Below are 21,866 nucleotides of genomic sequence, written 5' to 3'. Positions count from 1 at the left end.
AGGGTGGCCGGATGGCCGGGACGAAGATGGGTACGGCGGCCGGTCGCTGGATCCTGCTCGCCACGGTGCTCGGTTCGGGAATCGTGATGGTCGACGGCACCGTCGTCAACGTCGCGCTGCCCCACATCGCCGCCGACCTCGGAGCAGGGTTCAGCAGCCTGCAGTGGATCGTCAACGCCTACACCCTGACGTTGGCCTCGCTCATCCTGCTCGGCGGCTCACTCGGCGACCACTTCGGTCGCCGCCGGGTGTTCCTCATCGGGGTCATCTGGTTCGCGCTGGCCTCCGCGGCCTGCGGCCTCGCACCGACGACCGAGTTCCTCGTCGTGGCGCGGGCGTTACAGGGTGTGGGCGGGGCGTTGCTCACACCGGGAAGCCTGGCGTTGATCTCGGCCTCCTTCGACCGCGAAGACCGGGCCGCCGCGATCGGCGCATGGTCGGGCCTGGGCGGGATCGCCGGTGCGATAGGCCCGTTCCTCGGCGGGTTCCTTGTCGAATGGAACTGGCGCGCAGTGTTTCTCGTCAACCTGCCGCTGGCCGCCGTGGTCGTCGCGGTGACCGTCCTGCGCGTCCCGGAAAGCCGCGACCCGTCGTCGCCCAAGGGCCTCGACCTGTCCGGTGCCGCGCTGACGGTCGTCGGGCTCGGCGCCCTCACCCACGGCCTGACCGCGTTGGGCGCGGCGGGCGCCACACCGGCTGCGCTGGCCTCGATTGTCGCGGGCCTGTTCGCGCTGGTAGCCTTCGTCGTCGTCGAGCGGTGTTCGCGGCATCCCCTCGTGTCGCCGAAGTTGTTCGCCGACAGAGTGTTCAGCGTCGCCAACGCGATGACGCTGCTCATCTACGGCGCACTGGGTGCGGTGTTCCTGCTGCTGGTGCTGCAGCTGCAGATCGTCGCGGGCTTCAGTCCGCTCGCGGCGGGCACCAGCCTGCTTCCGTTCACGGCGGTGATGCTGATGTTCTCGGCCCGCGCCGGGGCCCTGGCCGGCCGGATCGGGCCGCGGGTGCCGATGACGGTCGGACCGTTGATCGCGGCGGTGGGGCTGCTGCTGATGACGCGGATCGGGCCCGACGCGTCGTGGGTCCTCGACGTCGCGCCGGCCGCCCTCGTCTTCGGTGCGGGCATGGTGCTCATCGTCGCGCCGCTGACGGCGACGGTCCTGGACTCCGCCCCGGAGAACATGGCCGGGTCCGCGTCGGGGGTGAACAATGCGCTGGCCCGCGCCGGTGGGCTGCTGGCCGTCGCGGTATTGCCAGGCCTCGCCGGCATCAGCGGCGCCGATTACGCCGACCCGTCGGCATTCTCCGACGGTTTCCGCGTGGCCGTCCTGATCTCGTCCGGGCTGATGGTCGCCGCCGCAGCCCTGGCACTCGTGGGGATCCGCCGCGGATCGGCGCGTCCGCACGACGAGCGGATCGCGGTGGAGAACTGCACGCACTGCGCGCTCGCGGCGCCGCCGGCGCATCCGTCCACCGAAAGCCGTTACCGCGGTTGAGCGGACGCGACGCGACGGTCGAGCAGGGCGGCGAGCGCTGCGCGCGATGTGACGCCATTGCGTTGCGAGGCGCGGAAGATGTGGCCTTCGACCGAGCGCACGGACATGTGCAGCCGGTCGGCGATCTCCCGGTTCGACAGACCCGCGGCGACCAACGACGCGATCTCGCGCTGCCGCGAGGTCAGCACCGCGCGCGTCGTGGCCGCGCGCAGTGCCGGGGTGTCGGCGCCGCACTGGTCGGCCAGCCTGGTCGCGGTCGCCATCGCGGTGAGCGCGGAACCGCGCGAGCCTGCCACCCGGAACGCGGTGGCGGCCTGGGCGGCCGCGTCCGCGGCAGCGAGGCGGTCGCCGAAGCTCTCGTAGCTGCGTGACACGTCGAGGAGCGCCGCGCCGTCGCTCCCGGCCAGCGCGGCAGCGTGTGCAGCAGCCGCTGCGGCTCGGGGACCCCCGACCGCCGTCGCCAGCTCACCCAGGCGCGCTGCGGTGCGCGCGTCGCCGAACTGGGCGGCCGTCTGCAGGCACCACACTTCGCCCGCGGGTCGCCCCGCCGCCCGCATCAGCGCTGCAGCCTCGGCGAGCGTGGCCAGCGCCGACGTCAGTTCTCCTTCTGCGGCGCAGGTCCAGGCGCCGGCGATGTGCCGTAGCGGGTCCCACAGCGCGGTGGCGACGAGCAGCCTCGCGGGGACCTCGTCCAGCGCGGTGCGGGCCGCGGAGGCATCGCCCGCCATGGCGTGGGCGGCGGCCAGCCAGTAGCCGCTCTGTTCGGTGGCCCACGAGGCGTGCTCGCCGGCCGCCAGGGACTCGCTCAACCGGCGCCGGGCCGCCTTCAGCTCTCCGTGGGCGGCCCCGGTCATCCCGTCGATCAACCCGCCGATCACCGATGAGCTGGGATGGTCACCCACCTGCTGCTGCCAGCGCGACGTGTGATCGCGCATCTGCCCCAGTTCGCCTGCCAGCCGTAGACCGTCGATGTGCATGACGGTCAGTCCGAAGCGCTGGTGCGTCGCTCTCGGGTGCGCTTCGGCGTAGGTGTAGCCGGCGCGGGTGACCGCGTCGAGCCGCTTCAGGTCTCCGAGGTCGCCGAGCGCGACCGCGAGGCCCATGACGCAGAACATGTGCGCGGTTGGGTGCAGGTCCGGCACCGTGAGGACCTCGGCCGCCGCGCGTGCTGCGACGCCCATCTCCCCACGCAGGGCCGCCAGAGAGGCGCGTAGCGCGTCGAAAGACGCTGCCAAGTCGTCGTTCTCGGCGGCGGCCTGCGCGGCGTCGAGGACGATCTCCGCCTCTGCGGGTCTGCCGAGGTTCCATCCCAGGCTGGCCGCGCGGAACAGACCGATCTGTGCCCTGTCCGGGGACGGCGCCGCGGATCCGCCGGCTTCGGCGGCGTCGCGCAGGACCCTCTCGCCCTCCTCGGCCCGTGCTGCGGTGACGAGCGCGAATCCGTACAGGATCTGCGCGGCGACACTGTCCTCGCATTCGGTCGCACGCGCGGCGAACTCGACGGCGAGGTCGAGGTCCATCAGATACAGCGCCGACTCGGCCGCCGCCGTGAACAACCGGGCGTCCTCGGGGCCCGCGGCAGAGGAGATCAGGTGGGCACGCCGCACCAGCTGCTGCGGCGTCTGGTCCACAACGGAGATGGCGTCGGAGACACGTCGGCCCAGTTCGGCCAGCTGCAGCGTCCCCATGCGTGTGCGGCGTGCCTCGCCGTAGAGCGGGTGCGCCAGCCGGACGACGCCCGCGTCGGCGTCGACGGTGACCACCCCGTGCGCCTCCGCCTCGCTGATGGCGGCCGACGGTGCCAGCGATCGCAGCACGCTGAGCTCGAGGGGGTCGGCGATGGCGACGGTGTCGATGACGTCGACGACGGCGCGGTCATGACGGCCGACGGTCGATTCGATGAGCTCGGTGAGGGTGGGGGAGACGTCCGGGTTGCCGGTCCAGACCCACACACCGGATCTCCGGAACAACGTGCCGCGGGCCACTTCGTCGTCGACGAGCTGGTGCAGATAGAGGACGTTGCCTCGGGTATATCGCCACAGGCGTTGCGCGCTGGCTGTTTCGACGTGGCCACCGAGAAGCTGCTCGGCGAGTTCGGCGACGTCGAGTGCCGAGAGAGGCTGCACTTCGACGCGGGGGATGCGGTAGTCCCTGTACAGCGAGGCGATGGCGTCGGGAGCCGGCGCGCCGGTGCGCACCGTCAGCACGACGGTGGCTGCCCGCCGGTGGACGAGCTGGTGGACGACCAGGGCGGACTGTTCGTCGAGCAGATGGGCATCGTCGACGGCGACAACTGTGGACAGACCCAGCCGATCCTGGGTCAATGCGGTGATCACCTCGTGCACGCGCAACAACGGATCCGTCCCGAAGGACGCCGCGAACTCGGCGAAGACCCCGAGCGGAACCGAGCGCGCCGAGGCGGTCGCGTACAGCCGGCGGCAGGGGCGCCCGGCGGCGCGGGCGTGCTCGACGACTTCGCGAGCCAGGCGCGACTTGCCCACGCCGGGCGCGCCGGCGAGCACGATGCCCCCGGCCCCGCCCGGCGCGGCAATGGAGCCGCGCGCCACGGCGAATTCCTCATCCCTCCCGATGAGGGGTGACTGAAGCGTCACGAGCTGAGAATAGCCAGGCAGAGGTGACGGCGATACCCGAACAGGGCTGCGGTGGCGACGGTGAGGCGACTTTTCGCAAAGCACTCGGCGGAAGTCCGGTGTGCGGTCGCCCGTCGGCCGACCCGGCTCGGGCCGCGGGAAACGCCGTGCAGGAGGCGAGCACTCGATTATGGTGCTGCTGTGGCTGAAGTTGATCGTCGTACCGCGATGCTCGCGATGGGTCTCGGATTCGCGGCGGTTGCCGCGCCGATGGGGAAGGCGCACGCGCAGCCCCCCATCGCGCCGGGGGAGCCGTCACCCGCAGGGATGGAGGCCGGTCCGCCGATTCTGTTCCAGGACGATTTCACCGGGCCCGCCGGTGCTCCCCCCGACCCCGCCTCGTGGTTCATCGTGCCGGCGCGCGAGACCATCCGGAACCCCGTCGAGTGGGACAAGCCCTACAACATGGGCCGCTACGTCACCGACCAGGAGCACGTGTTCCAGGACGGCAACGGCAACCTGGTCATCCGCGCGACCCGCGGGGAAGGTGCCAACATCCAGGAGAAGTACGCCAGCGCCAAGATCATGGGAACCTGGCGTGGCGGCATCGGCACGACGTGGGAGGCGCGCGTCAAGCTCGACTGCCTGACCGACGGCGCCTGGCCGGCGTTCTGGCTCGTCAATGACAACCCGGTCCGCGGCGGCGAAGTCGACCTGGTGGAGTGGTACGGCAACAACGACTGGCCCTCCGGGACCACGGTGCACGCGCGGTTGGACGGCACATCGTTCGCGACGAACCGGCACCCCGTCGACAACGCCTGGCACACCTGGCGGATGACCTGGCAGCCCTCCGGAATGTACTTCTGGAAGGACTACCAGCCGGGAATGGAGCCGTTCTTCACCGTCCCGGCGAACTCGCTGCAGGACTGGCCGTTCAACGATCCCGGCTACACGATGGTCCCGGTGTTCAACATCGCTGTCGGCGGATCCGGCGGGCGCGAACCCGCGGCAGGCATCTACCCGGCCGAGATGCGCGTCGACTGGATCCGCGTCTTCGCCGGCTAGCAGTACCGCGTCAGCGAGGCGACGGCCTCACACCGCGGTCGACGGGGTCGAGGTGCGCCGGAAGGGCCCGGCCTCGATCAGCGCGACCGCCGCGGCCTTCAGGCTGAGATCCTGGCGCAGGACGCCGAAGTTCTGCTCGCCGTCCGCGGGATTCGTGCCACCGTCGACCAGCTCGTAGTACATCAACGGCCCGGCCCAGTTCCACTGCGCGACCTGCTGACGTGCCGCCAGGAGAAGCTCGGCCTGTTGCTGCTCGGTGACGGCGTTCACGCTGGTCCCCGTCGGCGCTCCGAACTCGGTCATCCAGATCAGCTTGTTGCCGTCGCCGTGGGCGACCATCACCGCCTGCAACTCGGGCAGGTCGGCGAACCCTCCGTTCTGGCGCTGCTGCGGGTCCATCGGCATGTGCGGGTAGCTGTACGGATGCACGGCGATGCCGTCGGCGAGCTGTGCGGCCCCGTTGCTGTAAAGCTGCTCGAGGTACTGCGCCGGAGGTATCTCGGCGCCGGGCGTGTCGTATGCCGGTCCGAGGCCACCGATGAGAAGGGTGGCGCGCGGGTCGACGGCGCGGATCGCGGTGGCAGCCGTGCGGAAGAGGTTTCCGTACTCGGTGGCATCGGGGCGCGTCGGCCAGAACAGGGTCGTGTTCGGCTCGTTCCAGATCTCCCAGCTGCGCACCCCCAGGGGTGCATACCGTGCCGCCGCGGCGGTGGCGAAGTTCGCGAAGGCCGTCAGGTCCTTGGGCCTGCTGTGCCTGGGGTAGGCAAGGAATTTCGCGTCCGCCGACTGCGCCCACGTCGGTGTGAACCCGAGCATGACCAGAACGTTCATCTGGTGGGCCACGGCCTCCTGGACGAGCAGATCGGTCTGCTCCCACTGGAGCTTGCCGCGGCGCGGTTCGACCGCGGACCAGTCGATGTCGATCCTGACCCACGTGACGTTCATGGCCGCCATGAGATCGAACTCGCGCTTGACGGTGGCCGCATCGGCACCGCGCAGATGCAGGGTCATGCCGATCCCGCTGGCAGCGTCATCGTTGTTCAGGACGAGGTTGCTCTGGCCGGCCAGTTGACCGTCGGTCGCGGTGCGCACGATCAAAGCGCCTACGGCACTGGTCAATTGGACGAACACCGCCTCGTCGGGCTCGTAATCGGTGTCGCCGTAGACGGTGACCGGGATCGAGGCCGAGGTCTGGCCCGGGGCGAACACCACCGATCCGGTGGCGGCGGCGAAGTCCTGGCCGGCGGTCGCCTTGTACTGGTTCCCGCTGACGTTGGACACGGAGTAGTTGACGGTGACCGCGGTCGCCGACGCGCCGGACAACTGCACCGACACCAGTTCGACTCGCGTTCCGCCGTTGCCCTCGGTCACGTAGGTGGCGCTGCGCGGGAATCCGACGGTGATTGGCGCAGGCGCCTTGCCGGTCCTGCCCTTGGTCCCCACCAACCCGCTGTCGCCGCCGGTGCCCGCCGCGGTGGCGGACAGCAGCGAGATCCCGGCGTCGCCCCCGTCTCCGCCGTCCCCGGAGATCCGGCCGCCGCTGCCGCCGTTGCCGCCGTTGCCGCCGGGCAGGCCGTCGCCGCCGTTGCCACCGCGGCCGAACAGACCGGCCGCTCCGCCGTTGCCGCCGTTGTAGCCGTGGCCCGCGGAGCCACCCAGCAGGCCGGCGTTGCCGCCGTGGCAGACCGTCGTTCCGGTGCAGGTGAGCGCGTCGTAGCTGAACCCGTTACCGAACAGCAGCCCGGCATCGGGGTTCTCGGCGGTGCCGTCGCCGAACAACCGAGCCGGGGCGGCATCGGCGGCAGGGCTTGCCGCCGCGGTCGCGCGCAGTTCGGTGCGGCGTCCCGTGGCCGCGGTGCCGAGCATCAACGGGGCTGCGACCGGCGCGATGGGGTCGCCCCCGGAGTTCTGCGCACCCAAGCCCAACCACTTCGCCAGGAACGACGGCGCCCGTTTCGGAGCCTGCGGCGTCACCGCAGCCGGCGCCGGGACGTCCGTCACGGTCGCGGAGGCGGGTGCGCCGGTGGGCTTCGACGACGCGGCCTCGGCGCGCGCCGGCGTCGACGAAACGACGGTGGGCTCGTCGGCCTCGACAGGTGCGTCCGGTGCAGGGTCGCGCTCGGAGACGACGTCGTCGCCGGCGTCCTTCGACGACGAACCCGGGGACTTGGAGCCACCGCGGGACGGACCGGTGGAGTCGCGGCTGTCGTCGCCCGCGTCGGCGGACGCGTCTTCAGCGTCGTCCTCGGCGGCGACCTCGTCTTCCTCGGCGGCCTCAGCGGCGGTGTCGTCCGCGTCGTCTGCCTCAGTGTCGTCAGAACCCGCAACAACGCTGCCCGGGTCCGACGCCGAGCCTGCGTCGGACTGCGACGTGCCTGCGTGCGCGCCGTCAGAGTCCGACTCGGAGGACATCGAACTCGAGACTGCGGCACCGGCCGAGCTGTCCGAACCCTCGGTATCAGCAAAAGCGGTTGCCGGCATCGAGGCGATCGCGGCACCGATTCCCAGCGCGACGGCGAGGGCTCCCACCCGACCGATGTGCGGCGAACAGCCGCGCGATATGCCCGCGACCCGCGTCCGATCCGACTGCGGGAACCCGCCGTTGCTGTCGGCACCGCGTGAAGGGTGCGGCCCCGGGCGTCCGCGATCTGCCGATTCGCTCGAAACACTGTGCTGCTGAGTTGATTTCATAGTCGTCCCCCACCTGCGTCAAACCCACAGTGCCGAACGAAGTGCCTGCACGCCTGTTGACTCGCCTCCGAGCAGCGTAGCTTCCCCGGGCCGTGTGGCAAACACGAACCGGTCAAAACAGGTCACCCGCCCCGAGGTGTCCCCGCCGGCCCCGTCCCGCGGTGTTTTGCGGCGACTGCCTGGGCATACGGCGAACAATCCAGAAAATTACTCCTGCGTCAAAAGGTAGCGAAACGTGCGATCGTCGCGGTGCGTAGCGATGTGTGGCAGCCGAAATGAGCGTCAGCTGGCGCGTCGTCCGGGTGGGCCCGCGCCGACATGCACGGACAAGGCTTTTCAGCAAACAAATGGTCCGGCCGGCTCAGGTGCGGGAGCGGTCCAGTCCCTTCGTGTGAACAGCCCCGGCGAGCGGAACCGCCCATTCCACGACCGTGCCTGGTCCCGCGGGTGCGTTGTCGATCACAGCGCGGCCGCCGAACTGTCGCGCCCGGAACTCGATGTTGCGCCGGCCGTCGCCCAGTACGTCGTCGCCGGACAAACCGGTGCCGTTGTCGCTCACCGTGACGGTCAACTCGTCCGAGGTGACCGCGACGCTCACCGACGCCGCCGTGGCTTCGGAGTGCCGGGCGACGTTGCTGAGCGCTTCCCGCACGACGGCGAGGACAGCTGCGTGCAGCGCCGGTTGGATCGGCATCTCGTCGACCGGCCCTTCGAAATGCAGGGACGGTACGAAGCCGAGTGCCCGCACGCTGCTTTCCACCACGTCGATCACCGCCGCGCGTACGCCCGCCGAGCGACCCGGCTTGGCGACCGCGTGGTTCAGATTGAAGACGACCTCGCGCAGGTCGCGGATGATGACATCGGTCTCGTCGATGAACGGCTCGAGATCCGGGTTGCGGCGCGTCGCGGCGGAGGTGAGGCCCAGCCCGAGACCGAAGACCTGTTGGATGACGCGATCGTGCAGGTCTGCGGCGATGCGGGCCTGCTCGTCGCGGAGTTCGCTGTCCACGAGACGCTCGGTGCTGGCGCGCAGGCTGTCTCGCATCTCCTCCACGGCCTCGGCGATGGCGGCGATCTCGCGGGGCCCCTCCCGTTGGATCGGTTCGTCGTAGTCGCCGTCGGCGACCGTCTTGACCGTCTCGACGAGGGTGTTGACGGGCCGGGTGAGGCGCCGCTGCACCATGAGGACCGACCAGAGGACCACGCTGAGAAGCGCTGCGGCACCGAGGATCTGGACGGCGTTCGCCACCCGTTGCACGGTGGCGATCTGCCGCATCTGGGCTGCGTGCATCTCGTCGGAGTAGTCGGCGAGTTCCTGCAGATCGCGACGCAGCTGGTCGAAGACGGCCTTTCCGTCCAGATCCATCACCGCCTGCTGATCCGGCGGGATGGGCCCCGCGCCGCGTGCGGCGATCTGAGGTTCAGCGATGCTCTGAGTCCACCTCGACGCGGTGGCGGAGGCTCGGTCGAGCAGGTCGCGCCCCGTCTCGTCGTCGGCCAACGCCTCGCGGAGATCTCCTACGACGCGTTCGGCGGTGGCAGCACCGGCTCGATACGGTTCCAGGGACACCGGATTGCCGGTGAGGAGGTAGCCACGCTCTCCGGTCTCCTGGTCGATATACGCGCGGCGCGCTTCGGCGATGTTGTTCTGAACGGGGATGACGTGTTGGTTCAAGTGGGCGAAGGAGCGTGCGACGGCGAGTCTCGCGCTGATCGAGGCAATCAACACGATGAGAAACACCGCGGTCATCGCGCCCAGGCTGGTCCAGATCAGCCTCTTCAGTGAGGGCTTCTGCGCCTCGGCACCGGTTGCCATCGAATGTCCCCCTTGCGGACGGCGCCGGCGACGACGTTCTCCCTGCCCACGCGCCCACGAGTCTCGGAAACCAGCGTATCCCCGTTCGCTACGTGCGTTGATCGAATCGGCGACGGCTACCGGGTGCGGCGGGACGGCAATGCCCGGACGCACCCCGGGCTCGAAGGCCGCAGTTCCCAGGCTGAGTCGCCGGTCAGGTCACCCGGCTGTTCGGCCCCACACCCGGTGTTCGCCGAGGTTCTCGATGAGGGACGTCACCAGAGCGGCAGGATCGGAACCGGTGAGGACGCCCTCTGCGTCAGTCTGGATCGCCGCCCGCGCGAGGAGGTCCTCGCCCTGCGGCAGGACGGCCAGCGCCTTGAAGTGACGGAACACCTCGTCAACCAGGGTCTTCGCTTGGGCACCGGTGGGTGATCCCGCGACGACGACGGCGTCGAACTCGATGGAACGACCGGTCGAATAGGTCCGCGACACCGGGACGCTGCCGCCGTCGTGGCCGAGGGTGCCGCCGTGCGGCGCGATCACCAACGGCACCAGCTTCGCCGCACCCAGCGCGTCGACCACCGACGCCACCTCGCCGATATTCGAGTCCGGTCCGACGAGGATGCCGATGTTGCGGCCTTCCACCGGCCAGCGTCCGCCGACCTGGGACACCGCCGGGGTGAGCACAGCCGCTTCGGCAGGTGCGGTGGTGGGTGTCGGCGGGTCCAGGCCCAGGCCCGTGGCGACGGTGGCGCAGAGTTCGGCGTCGATGTTGGCCAGTGCCGCCAGCTGCCGCTCCTTGATCGCCTCCTCGTAACACTTACCCAGCTCGAAGGTGTACGCGTCGGCGACATGAGCCTGCTCCACCGGGCTCAAGCTGCGGTAGAACATCGTCACCTGGCTGAAGTGGTCGGCATACGAGGCCGGTGCGGCACGCACTTTCGTCGACTCCGCGACGACGGAGGGCACCTCGATGAACGCGGAGGTGTCCGCGCCCGCAAGGAACGGGCACCCGCCGTCGAGCGAATTGGGCCGATACGGTGCGACACCCGGATGCACACCGTGCTGGTGGAACCCGTCGCGGAGCATGTCGTTGACCGGTGCATGCGGCCGGTTGATCGGGATCTGGCCGAAGTTCGGGCCGCCCAGCCGGCTGAGCTGCGTATCGAGGTAGGAGAACAGCCGCGCCTGCAGCAGCGGATCGTCGGTGACGTCGATACCAGGCACCAGGTGGCCCGGGTGGAACGCCACCTGCTCGGTCTCGGCGAAGAAGTTGGTGGGATTGCGGTTGAGCTGCATGGTGCCGATGACCTGCACCGGGACCAGTTCCTCGGGCACGATCTTGGTGGGGTCGAGCAGGTCGATGCCCTCGAACATCTGGTCCGGCGTATCGGGCATCACCTGAACCCCGAGGTCCCATTCGGGATAGGCGCCTTTCTCGATCGCATCGGCCAGGTCACGACGGTGCAGATCCGGATCCATCCCGGCCGCGATCTGCGCCTCTTCCCAGACCAGCGAGTGCACACCCAAGCGTGGCTTCCAGTGGAACTTCACCAACGACGTCGACCCGTCTGGTCCTGTCAGCCGGAAGGTGTGGACGCCGAAGCCCTCCATCATCCGGTAGGACCGCGGAATGCCGCGATCGGACATGTTCCACATGGTGTGCGCTTGGGCTTCAGTGTGCAGGGAGACGAAGTCCCAGAACGTGTCGTGGGCGCTCTGCGCCTGCGGGATCTCGCGGTCGGGATGGGGTTTCGCGGCATGGACGACGTCGGGGAACTTGATGCCGTCCTGAATGAAGAACACCGGGATGTTGTTGCCGACGAGGTCAAACGTGCCTTCGTCGGTGTAGAACTTGGTGGCGAAGCCGCGGGTGTCCCGCACCGTATCGGCCGAGCCACGCGACCCCAGCACCGTCGAAAAGCGCACGAAGACATCGGTTTCCGCGCCGGCCTTCAGGAAGCCGGCCTGGCAGATCTTCTCTGCCGCCCCATTGGCGCGGAACGTTCCGTGCGCCGCGGCGCCGCGGGCGTGCACCGCGCGCTCCGGGATGCGCTCGTGGTCGAAGTGCATGATCTTCTCCCGCAGGTGGTGGTCCTGCAGCAGCGTCGGGCCGCGTTCGCCCGCCTTGAGGGAGTGATCGGTGTCGTACAGTCGGGCGCCTTGGGCGGTGGTGAGGTATTCGCCCTGCTGCCCGCGCGCGGTCTGGCCCCCGCCCACGGAAAGGCCGGTGGCCGTGCGCAAGTCGGGTCCGCCCTGGTCCGGTTTGGGCGGGAGGGGTTCGCGCGGCGCGGTCGGTTCCTCGAGGGACGGCGCCTCCGGACCGGGTGCGCCGGGAATGTAGCTCGGGCTGTGCTGCTGCACCCGTTCGGCGGCTTCTTTGACCTTGTCCTTGGCGTCCTTGACGACGCTCTTGATGGCCTCTTTGGCTCCGCGGTCTACCGCCATTGGGTGTCCTCTTGATCGGCTGTCGGAATCCAGGGCGCAGCGCGTCAACCCCCTCGCCCCTCGTGCCCGGCTACTTACCCGGAGTCGTTTGGCCTAAACGCCGCTCGTCGGCCGGCGGCTCGGGAATCCGTCGAGGTCCCCGCCCAGTCGTCGTCTCCACCGAGACTGCAGCGGTTAACCGCTGCGGCGCCCGCCGTACACCTATTATCCGACGTGTGTTCATCGGCGACGTGCGACGGGTGCAGTGGCGCGTTCGGTCGACCCGCACCGGTGTGACGAGTGCGGCCGCATCGGTCGTCCTGTTACTGGTCGCGCTGGAGATCACCGCAGGCATCGCCGGTTTCCAAGGTCCGCTGCACAGTCTGTTCAGCGACTACGTCGCCACTCCGAAGTCGGCGACGGTGAGTTGGGTGGCACTCGGCGTGGCCATCGTCGGGTTGACCAACCGATGGAGGGTTCTGGCGGTGTCGGTGGCCGCCGCGCTCGATGTCGGATTCGCCGCAGAGCGGGTCCTCCGTGGTGGCGTGCTGACGGTCGGAAACGGGCCGATGATCGTGCTCACGGGATTGGCCGTGGTGGCGTGGCGGCTTTGGGCAGGAGCCGAACGAGCCACCGCCCTTCGCACGATCGCGTTCGGATTCTTGCTGATCATCGCGACCAAAGTGGGCGACACATGGTTGCACATCACCCCGGCGGTGCGGCCGACGGTTCTGGACGAGTACGCGCTCCTGGCCGATCATGCACTCGCACAAGCGTCGTGGGTGATGGGCAGGCTGGTCGAGGCAGGCGGCCCGGTCCTCAGCGCCCTGTTGCACTGGGTGTACATCGAATTGCCCGTCGCGGCAATGGTTGTCGCGATCTATCAACTGCGCAATGTCCGCACCGGCATCTGGCCGCGTCACTTCCTCATCCGAACGTTTCTGGTACTCGGCGTGATCGGGCCCGCCATCTATGTGCTGTTTCCGGTCGTCGGCCCGGTCTACGCCTTCGGCGACTATTGGCCGCATGCGCTTCCGCCGGTCGACCTCACGCCCGCGGCCGTCGCCTTCGACGACTCGACGCCACGCAACTGCATGCCGTCGATGCACACCGCGTGGGCGCTGGCTGTTTTCATCCACTCCCGCGGTGGGCCGTTCTGGCTGCGGTGGGCAGGCACGTTCTGGCTGGTGGGCACCATCGCGGCGACGCTCGGCTTTGGCTACCACTACGGCGTCGACCTGGTGGCGGGTGCGGTGTTGTGCTTGACCGTGGAGTCGGCGCTGCGCGAACCGGTGCCAGGGCGTGTCCGGTCGCCCTTGGCGCTGGTGGCGTTCGGCTCAGTGTTCCTGGTAGTCCTTTTGCTGTGCTACCGCTACCTGGCAGAGGCGATGGCGCACCATCCGTTGTTCTTCGGCTCGCTCATCGTCGCGGCGATGGTCGTGTTCAGCACGGCGTTCTACGCGACCTTCTTCGGCAGAACCGGCGAACGCGGTCGGTTCGTCGCCACCGGCGGCGGATCCGATCCGCTCGCCTCCACGACCTAGCTTCTGGCGATCATCTGGGTGGCTCATCCGGCCTCGCGTCAGCGCGAGCCGCCCCATTCGGTGGCCATGTTGTCATCGGTGATCGTGGGCGCACCCTCGGTGCGGGCGAGGATGCCCTCGCGCGTTTCCAGGTTCTCACCGGTGGGCTTGTCCGGGCCGTAACCCGCTGACGGCGGATCAGCCAGGGTCAGAAGCTCGTGCAGCCGTGTTCGCTGCTGTGCGTCAGAGAGATCGAAGACCGGCTTGCCTTCGATCCGATACTCGCGCAGCACCCGCTCCCAGCGCTGGCGGTTGAGCACAATGGGCGAATCGCTGACCGCCATGAAGTTGATGAAGCGTAGTGCGGCAGGGAATGTGAGTGCCCCTGTGCGCTGGGCCGCGGGCGACCCGGTCGTGTTGTAGAAGGAGATACCGCCCGGCTTGAGGTGGCCGCGGATCATCTCGAGATATTCCGTGGACAACAGATCCGTGGCGTGTGCGCGCCAATTGAAACTGGTGTTCTGCACGATGAAATCGAACTTGCGGTCCGGATTGCGGGCGAGCCAGCGCCTGCCGTCGTCGATGACCGTAGTCACCTTCGGATTCGTCAGCACACCGGCCTCGCCGGGGTAATTCCTCATGACGTCCAGGTAGGCGGGATTGATCTCGATCACGGTCAGGCGTTCGACCTGAGGATTGTTGGCGATCACCTGCGCCCAGGAACCGGACGACAGGCCGATCATCAACACATCTCGGGGGGCCTCGTGCAGCAGGCTGAGGGCGTACGCGCGGACGATCAGGTTGCGGTCGTTCACGAGGTCGGTGGAGAAGTCGCCGTCGTAGACGCCTCCGCCCTGGATCTCCCCGTCCTGCGTGACGCTGATGACGCCGCTCTTGTTCTCCGCCAGGTGGGCAAAGCGCTGCCCGGCATAGTCTTCCTTGAAATACAGTCGCTCGTAGACTCCCCCGAACAGCGAGGGTTGGAGGAGGACGATCAGCACACCCGTCGCCGCGATGGCCGCGGCGCGCCGAGTCCAGCGCCCGCTCCTGATCATCCGGCGATTGGCGGCCAGCAACAGCACGAGCGACAACGCAACGCCGAGCAGCGCGAGGAAGATCGAGATGCTGCCCAGGCTCCATCGATCCATCAGTACGAAGCCGGTGATCAGGCTGCCCAGCGCTGAACCAACGATGTTGGCGAGGTACAGGTAGCTCAAACCCTCGCCGGCGCGGGCGTCCGGCGGAATCGCTATGTGGCAGATCAGCGGGAACGTCGCCCCCAGCAAGCCGGCCGCGACGGTCACCAACGGCAGTGATGCTCCCCAGTGCACGGCGGCGGTGATCACTGCCGCCGCGGGCACCAGCAGAAAGCTTGCGATGTTGGCGAACAATACGAAGCCGGAGAGGGAAGCCACCTGTTTGGGCGCCGCCGATTCACGGCAGAAGCGCCGGCTGGCGAGAGAGCCGAGCGCAATGCCCAGCAGATAGCAGCCCAACACCAACGCGAACGACTGGGCTACGCCTCCCGAGGCGAACGAATAGACGCGGTACCAGAGTATTTCGTAGCTCAGCGCGATATAGCCGCAGAGCATCGACAGCAGCACCGCCAACCCGAAGCCGCGCGTAGTGAACTGCGCCGGCGGCGCGTCCGGCTCGGTGGCGGCCTTGGGCGATCTCAGCTGCACGATCAGGGCGCCTACACCGACGAGCACATTGAGGCCAGAGGCCAGCGAGACTGCGCCCTGCTGTCCCATGAGCCGCATCAGGAAAGCCGCAACGATGAAGCAGGCGAAGGCGCTGCCCAGCGTGTTGACGAAGTACAGCAAGCCGACGCTGCGCCCCACATTTCCCGAATGCTTCACAAGATGCGCCGTCAGGAGGGGCAGCGTGGCACCCATCAACAGCGTGGGGACAAGGACGAGCAGGAACGTGAACAGCGCCGTGAGCGGCCGGCTCATCTGAAGGGTCAATTCGCCTACGCCGTGGAACAGGCCGAGCGAGAAGAAGCCGAAGACGCCGATACCGAACTCGATGGCCCCGAACACGCCCAGGAGCGGAAGGCGTAACCGCGACAGCCGCCCGCCTGCGAAGCTTCCGATGCCCAGTCCGAGCATGAAGGCCGTCACCACGATCGTGACGCTTTCGACGTTGATGCCGTAGATCGTGAACAGGGAGCGCTGCCAGACAAGCTGGTAGATCAGCGCGGGGATACCCGAACAGAAGAAAATCGCGCAGATCACCGCCAGGTTCGCCCGTGGGGTGTCCACCGGCAGTTCAACCATGCGTTCGCTCGGCGATTCGTGCGCAGGGAGGCTGACGGCGAGTGAGTCCGGCGCGATCACTGTTGCGCCGACTCATGCCGCGTAGCTTGCCCATGAGCCCAATTCCTTCGCCTCTCGCCGCTGTTCATCGTCCCACCGACGCCCGATGAGCCGGCGAACCGATTGCGAGCCCGCGTCGCACCGACACACGGGCGAGGGACGGTCACAATCAGTCAACCGAGTCCGGACGAGTCGGCCGATATGGCCGCCAAGCAAGGGCTTTGTGGAGCCGATGACGGGAATCGAACCCGCGTATTCAGCTTGGGAAGCTGATGTTCTGCCATTGAACTACATCGGCGGTGTGGCTAGTGAGACTAGCAGGGCGGGCTCCACGCCGGAGCTGAGGCCGCCGTATGCGACAACCGGCCTGCCGACGCACCTGCCGCCTGCCCCCGACGCGCACCGGTGCCGATACGCTCGACCGGTGCTGCTCTCCGACCGCGACATCCGCGCCGAGATCAAATCCGGCAGGCTCGGCGTCGACCCGTTCGACGACAGCCTGGTCCAGCCCTCCAGCGTCGACGTCCGCCTCGACAACCTGTTCCGGGTGTTCAACAACACCCGCTACACCCACATCGACCCGGCGCAGCGTCAGGACGACCTGACCACGCTGGTCGAGCCCAAGGAGGGCGAGCCGTTCGTCCTGCACCCGGGGGAGTTCGTGCTGGGGGCCACGTTGGAGCGGTGCACGCTGCCCGACGATCTGGCCGGCCGCTTGGAGGGCAAGTCGTCGCTGGGGCGCCTCGGCCTGCTCACCCATTCGACGGCGGGGTTCATCGACCCCGGCTTCTCCGGGCACATCACCCTGGAGCTCTCCAATGTCGCGAACCTGCCCATCACGCTGTGGCCCGGCATGAAGATCGGCCAGCTGTGCCTGCTGCGCCTCACCAGCCCGGCCCAGCACCCGTACGGGAGCAGCCAGGTGGGCTCGAAGTACCAGAACCAGCGCGGCCCGACGCCGTCGAAGTCCTACCAGAACTTCCTCAGGTCCTCCTGACAGGAATCGTCACTGACGAATCGCGGTTGACCCGGGTAGGGTCGGGACACCGGCGCCACCGGTCGTTCGTGCCGTCGCGTACCGGCCAGATCTTCAACCGCTGTCAGCTAACTGCGCGGGGTGTAACGCACCAGCTGGTAGCGCCGATGAAGTATCTAGTTGTCGGCTCGTCGTGCGTGTTCGAGCGGTGCCGGCCACCAGGCAGCAGCAAAGTTTTTGGAGGCGTCAGTGGACATCGTGCTAGGTGTGTCGATGACACCTACGACGGTGCGCATGGTGCTGGTCGAGGGCGAAAAGGCCGACGGCGTGACCGTCGATCACGACACCTTCGACGTCAGCTCCGCGGAAGGCTCGGCAAACGTCGCAGACCATGTGGTGGCGGCGGTTCTGGGCACGAAGGAAAGCGCCGAGACGGGCGGTCATCACCTCAGGTCGATCGGCGTCGCGTGGAGTGACCACGCCGAAGCCACCGCGTTGCGCGACGCTCTGTCGGCCCACGGCATCGACGACGTCATGCTTGTCGCCGAAGGGCACGCCGCGGCCTCGCTGGCCCAGGCCGTCGGTCGTGCCGTCGGGTACGACACGACCGCGCTGCTCTTCGTCGACCGCGACACCGCCACCCTGTCGGTCGTCAAGACCGACGACGGCTCGGTGGTGAAGGTCCTGAGCCGCTCCCTGCACAGCGCCGACGCCATGGCCGTGCTGACCGAGATGGCCGAGACCGTCGCCGCGAAGGACTCCCCGCCCCAGGGCATCTTCATCGTCGGCTCGGGCGTCGACATCAGCTCGGTGAAGGCGCACCTCAAGCACCTCGTCGCGCTGCCCGTGCACGCTCCCGACGACGCGGAGCTCGCGCTGGCCCGCGGTGCCGCGCTCGCCTCGGCCGCCGCCCCGGCATTCGAGGCGACGACGGTCGGGCTGGCCTACTCCCAGGATCCCGACGGCACGACCGCGGGCTCGGTGTTCCCCGGGCTGACCGCTGCCGGAACGGACTTCGTCGATTCGAGCATGGTCGCCCCGGTCGCGGACGACGCGGTCGACGAGTTCGCGCCGACGCAGATGCGCCCGGTCGACGAGGAGCGCAAGCCCTTCCTGCTGGTCGGCAGCGCCCTGACGTCGCTGTTCGTGGTCGGTGTTGTCGCGCTGGTGATCTCCCTGGCCATCAGCATCCGCCCGACGGCCGATCAGCGGCCCAGCCCCGCGCAGGCCGTGATCGTGCCGAGCAGCCAGGCGCCAGCGCCCGAGCCCGCCCCGGCGCGTCAGGAAGCCGCGAACGTCCCCGCCGACCCGCCGTCTGCCGAGACGATCAAGCCGCCCGTGCCGGTCGTCCGGGAAGCCCCGCAGCAGGCGCCCCGCACGGTGTACGTCGAGCAGGCTCCCGCACCCGCGGCACCCGCCCCGGCCCCCGCTCCGGCGGCCCCTGCGCCGGCCCCGGCCCCGGTCGCCCCGGTCGCCCCGCCTCCGGTGGTCGCGCCCGTGGTGGTGCCCCCGCCCGTGGTCGTCTTGCCCCGTCCGCAGTGGACCCCACCGCGGCCCGCCTGGACGTGGCCCCGGCCCGTTCCCGACGAGCCGGACGAGCCGCAGAGCCCGTGGCAGCCGCCGTGGGACGACGACGACGAGCCGCAGCGGCCGACGCCGACCTACCCGCAGCCCACCCGCCCGCAGGTGCCTCAGGTCCCGCAGGTGCCCCAGGTCCCGCAGCCTCAGGTTCCGCAGTGGCCGAGCACCGGGTCGGGCTCGGGATCCGGGAACAACTCCGGAAGCAACTCGGGCGGTAGCGGCCGCGGTGACAGCGGGTCGGGACGCGGTTCCGGCACCGGTGTTCCCGGAGACGTCAACGGCGACGGCTGTTTCCTGATCTTCTGCGGCACCGGGCGCAACTGACGTTCGTCACCTTCCGTTGGTCTGGCGCTCAGTGTCGCGTAGGCATCAGCTCACCGCGACTGGGTACTGAGGCGGTATGCGATGCACTGTCTTCGGAACCGGGTACCTCGGGGCGACCCATGCCGCGGGGATGGCCGAGCTCGGCCACGACGTGCTCGGCGTCGATGTCGACGCCGGCAAGGTCGCGAAGCTCTCCGGCGGTGACGTCCCGTTCTACGAGCCGGGACTGCGAGAGATGTTGCAGCGCAACATCGATGCGGGACGTCTGCGGTTCACCACCGACTACGCGGAGGCGGCGGACTTCGCCGACGTGCACTTCCTCGGCGTCGGCACGCCGCAGAAGAAGGGCGAGTACGCCGCCGACCTTCGGCACGTCTACTCGGTCATCGACACACTGGTGCCGCTGCTGACCCGATCGGCGGTCGTCATCGGCAAGTCGACCGTGCCCGTCGGCACGGCGGCAGAACTTGGCGAACGTGCCGCAGGCCTCGCTCCGGAGGGCGTCACCGTGGAGGTGGCGTGGAATCCGGAGTTCCTGCGGGAAGGGTTCGCCGTGACCGATACGCTGCACCCCGACCGCATTGTGCTTGGGGTGCAGCGGAATTCGCAGCTCGCCGAGAAGGTGCTGCGCGACATGTACGCCCCGCTGCTCGCCGAGGGTGTGCCGTTCCTGGTGGCGGACCTGCAGACCGCGGAGCTGGTGAAGGTGTCGGCCAACGCGTTCCTGGCCACCAAGATCTCGTTCATCAACGCGATCTCGGAGGTGTGCGAGGCCGTCGACGCCGACGTGACCCTGCTGGCCGACGCGCTCGGCTACGACGCCCGCATCGGGCGCCGGTTCCTCAACGCCGGCCTCGGTTTCGGCGGCGGCTGCCTGCCCAAGGACATCAGGGCGTTCATGGCGCGCGCCGGCGAGCTCGGCGCCAACCACGCACTAACCTTCCTGCGGGAGGTCGACAGCATCAACATGCGCCGCCGCACCCGGATGGTGGAGCTGGCGACCACGGCCTGCGGCGGTTCGCTGCTCGGCGCGAACGTCGCCGTGCTCGGCGCGGCGTTCAAGCCGGAGTCCGACGACGTGCGCGACTCACCGGCGCTCAACGTCGCCGGCATGCTGCAGCTGCACGGGGCCACCGTCAACGTGTACGACCCGAAGGCGATCGAGAACTCGCGGCGGCTGTTCCCGACGCTGAACTACTCGACGTCGGCCATCGAGGCGTGCGACCGGGCGGACGCAGTGCTCGTGCTGACCGAGTGGAAAGAGTTCGTCGACATGGATCCCGACGCCCTGGCGCAGACCGTGCGGGCCAAAGTGGTTGTCGACGGCCGCAATTGCCTCGATGCCCAGAGGTGGCAGCAGGCGGGCTGGCGCGTTCACGCGTTGGGACGGAACCTCGCCGGCGTCGACGGGTAGCGTCGCGGCGTGCCCGTCTATGCCCTGAATCTGTTCGACGTCGCCGACCGCGACGAGTACCGCGCCTATTCGAAACGCTCACCCGCCGAGGTGGCCAAGCACGGCGGCCGCGTGGTGGCGCTGGGGAAGTTCAGGGAATCGGTCACCGGCGACATCGAGCCCCGCACCGTGCTGATCCTGGTCGAATGGGAGTCCAAGGACGCGTTCGACAGCTACCGCAACGACCCCGACCTGGCCGACCTGCACGCCCACCGCGAGAACGGATCGTCGTCCTACATCTGGCATCTGTTCGACCGCTTGGACGATCTGCGGCCGCTGCTTAAGCTGACCTGATGGCGCAACTGCGACAACGGATCCGGTGGATGGCCCTGCACGGGGTCATCCGCGGGCTGTCGAAGATCGCGGCGCGCAGGGGCGGCGACCCGCAGGCCCGCCTGATCTCCGACCCCGCGGCCCGCGACGACCCGGCCGGGTTCGCCGACGAACTGCGCACCCACGGTCCTGTCGTGCGTGCCAAGGCCGTCCTCATCACCGTCGACCATCAGGCGGCCAACGAGATCCTGCGCTCCGACGACTTCAGGGTGTCCGCACTCGGCGCCGGACTGCCCGCGCCGCTGCGCTGGGTCAACCGCAAGACTCACCCCGGGCTGCTGCATCCGATCGAGCCGCCGTCGCTGCTGTCGATCGAGCCGCCCGACCACACCCGCTGCCGCAAGCTGGTGTCGTCGGTGTTCACCACACGGGCCGTCAACGCCCTCCGCGACCGCGTCCAGCAGACCGCCGATCAGCTTCTCGACGACCTCGAACGCGAGACCGGCGTCGTCGACGTCGTCGAGCGGTACTGCTCCCAGCTGCCCGTCGCGGTCATCAGCGACATCCTCGGCGTCCCGGAACGGGACCGCGAACACATCCTGCACTTCGGTGAACTCGGCGCCCCCAGCCTCGACATCGGCCTGTCCTGGCGGCAATTCATGCAGGTCGAGGAAGGCATCGTCGGGTTCAACGCCTGGCTCGGCGGCCACCTGGAGGAGCTGCGCCGCAACCCCGGCGACGATCTGATGAGCCAGCTCATCCTGGCCAGCCAGGCCGCCGACGAGGAAAACCGGCTCTCCGACCGCGAATTGCAGGCCACGGCCGGGCTGGTGCTGGCCGCCGGCTTCGAGACCACGGTCAACCTGCTCGGCAACGGTATCCGCATGCTGCTGGACACCCCGGAGCACCTGGAGACGCTGGCCGCGCGGCCCGAGCTGTGGCCGACCGCGGTCGAGGAGGTTTTGCGCCTCGACTCGCCCGTGCAGATGAGTGCCCGCTTCTCTCGACGCGACGTCGACGTCGCGGGCACCCACATCGAGCGGGGCGAGCTGGTGATCGTGCACCTGGCCGGCGCCAACCGCGACCCCAAGGTGTTCACCGACCCGCACCGCTTCGACATCGAGCGCGACAACGCCGGAAAGCACCTCTCGTTCTCCGGCGGCCGCCACTTCTGCCTGGGTGCGGCCCTGGCCCGGGCCGAAGGCGAAGTCGGGTTGCGAACCTTCTTCGAGCGCTACCCGGGAGCCCGGCTGGCCGGAGCGGGCAGCCGCCGCGACACCAGGGTGCTGAGGGGGTGGGCAACCTTGCCGATCACGCTTGGAACGGCGCCCGCCGCGCTAGGTTCCTAGA

At 68.9% G+C, this 21,866-nt stretch carries 13 protein-coding genes and 1 tRNA gene; 8 read left to right on the top strand and 6 right to left on the bottom strand.

The features are described from left to right. The first annotated feature begins 11 nt into the window (after window positions 1-11). The gene (locus FHR72_RS00450) at window positions 12-1,493 is read left to right on the top strand and encodes an MFS transporter (RefSeq protein WP_183465948.1); all 1,482 of its coding nucleotides are present in this window, start codon (window positions 12-14) and stop codon (window positions 1,491-1,493) included. On the opposite strand, the gene FHR72_RS00445 is transcribed toward FHR72_RS00450, so the two are convergent. Continuing rightward, the gene (locus FHR72_RS00445) at window positions 1,481-4,105 is read right to left on the bottom strand and encodes a helix-turn-helix transcriptional regulator (RefSeq protein ID WP_183465947.1); all 2,625 of its coding nucleotides are present in this window, start codon (window positions 4,103-4,105) and stop codon (window positions 1,481-1,483) included. The genes FHR72_RS00450 and FHR72_RS00445 overlap by 13 nt on opposite strands. A 207-nt stretch (window positions 4,106-4,312) precedes the next feature. Here FHR72_RS00445 and FHR72_RS00440 point away from each other — a divergent pair, with 207 nt between their 5' ends. After that, window positions 4,313-5,149 (top strand): glycoside hydrolase family 16 protein, encoded by an 837-nt coding sequence (locus FHR72_RS00440; RefSeq protein ID WP_183466539.1) that lies wholly within the window; start codon window positions 4,313-4,315, stop codon window positions 5,147-5,149. A gap of 27 nt (window positions 5,150-5,176) precedes the next feature. Here the strand turns inward: FHR72_RS00440 and FHR72_RS00435 are convergent, their stop codons facing one another. The 3 genes from FHR72_RS00435 to FHR72_RS00425 all read right to left on the bottom strand — a co-directional run bounded on the left by FHR72_RS00435 (window position 5,177) and on the right by FHR72_RS00425 (window position 12,086). Then, the gene (locus FHR72_RS00435; protein ID WP_183465946.1) at window positions 5,177-7,561 is read right to left on the bottom strand and encodes a Calx-beta domain-containing protein; all 2,385 of its coding nucleotides are present in this window, start codon (window positions 7,559-7,561) and stop codon (window positions 5,177-5,179) included. 640 nt (window positions 7,562-8,201) lie between these two features. Then, entirely contained in the window at window positions 8,202-9,656 is a 1,455-nt protein-coding gene (locus FHR72_RS00430) for a sensor histidine kinase (RefSeq protein WP_183465945.1), read from the bottom strand. 198 nt (window positions 9,657-9,854) lie between these two features. Continuing rightward, window positions 9,855-12,086, bottom strand: a complete 2,232-nt coding sequence (locus tag FHR72_RS00425) for a catalase (RefSeq protein WP_183465944.1) — start codon at window positions 12,084-12,086, stop codon at window positions 9,855-9,857. A gap of 215 nt (window positions 12,087-12,301) precedes the next feature. On the opposite strand from FHR72_RS00425, the gene FHR72_RS00420 reads away from it, so the two are divergent. Next, window positions 12,302-13,609, top strand: coding sequence for a phosphatase PAP2 family protein (locus tag FHR72_RS00420; protein WP_183465943.1), 1,308 nt, complete (start codon window positions 12,302-12,304; stop codon window positions 13,607-13,609). A 38-nt stretch (window positions 13,610-13,647) separates the two neighbouring features. On the opposite strand, the gene FHR72_RS00415 is transcribed toward FHR72_RS00420, so the two are convergent. Together FHR72_RS00415 and FHR72_RS00410 are read right to left on the bottom strand one after the other, a co-directional pair. Beyond that, entirely contained in the window at window positions 13,648-15,870 is a 2,223-nt protein-coding gene (locus FHR72_RS00415; protein ID WP_183465942.1) for a fused MFS/spermidine synthase, read from the bottom strand. A 263-nt stretch (window positions 15,871-16,133) separates the two neighbouring features. Continuing rightward, a tRNA-Gly gene (locus FHR72_RS00410) sits at window positions 16,134-16,207 on the bottom strand. 126 nt (window positions 16,208-16,333) lie between these two features. On the opposite strand from FHR72_RS00410, the gene dcd reads away from it, so the two are divergent. The 5 genes from dcd (at window position 16,334) to FHR72_RS00385 (ending at window position 21,865) form a co-directional block, all read left to right on the top strand. Continuing rightward, window positions 16,334-16,906, top strand: a complete 573-nt coding sequence (dcd, locus tag FHR72_RS00405) for a dCTP deaminase (protein WP_183465941.1) — start codon at window positions 16,334-16,336, stop codon at window positions 16,904-16,906. 228 nt (window positions 16,907-17,134) lie between these two features. Further along, window positions 17,135-18,790, top strand: coding sequence for a DUF7159 family protein (locus FHR72_RS00400; protein ID WP_183465940.1), 1,656 nt, complete (start codon window positions 17,135-17,137; stop codon window positions 18,788-18,790). A gap of 76 nt (window positions 18,791-18,866) precedes the next feature. Continuing rightward, window positions 18,867-20,204, top strand: a complete 1,338-nt coding sequence (locus FHR72_RS00395) for a UDP-glucose dehydrogenase family protein (RefSeq protein WP_183465939.1) — start codon at window positions 18,867-18,869, stop codon at window positions 20,202-20,204. 9 nt (window positions 20,205-20,213) lie between these two features. After that, the gene (locus FHR72_RS00390; RefSeq protein ID WP_183465938.1) at window positions 20,214-20,537 is read left to right on the top strand and encodes a DUF1330 domain-containing protein; all 324 of its coding nucleotides are present in this window, start codon (window positions 20,214-20,216) and stop codon (window positions 20,535-20,537) included. Further along, complete coding sequence (locus FHR72_RS00385; RefSeq protein ID WP_183465937.1) at window positions 20,537-21,865, top strand: cytochrome P450; 1,329 nt, start codon at window positions 20,537-20,539, stop codon at window positions 21,863-21,865. The genes FHR72_RS00390 and FHR72_RS00385 overlap by 1 nt, the downstream gene beginning before the upstream one ends. Window position 21,866 lies beyond the last annotated feature (1 nt).

Origin of the sequence: Mycolicibacterium iranicum (genome assembly GCF_014190915.1) — a bacterium.
GTDB lineage: Bacteria > Actinomycetota > Actinomycetes > Mycobacteriales > Mycobacteriaceae > Mycobacterium > Mycobacterium iranicum_B.
This window is presented reverse-complemented; position numbering and strand designations above follow the sequence as displayed.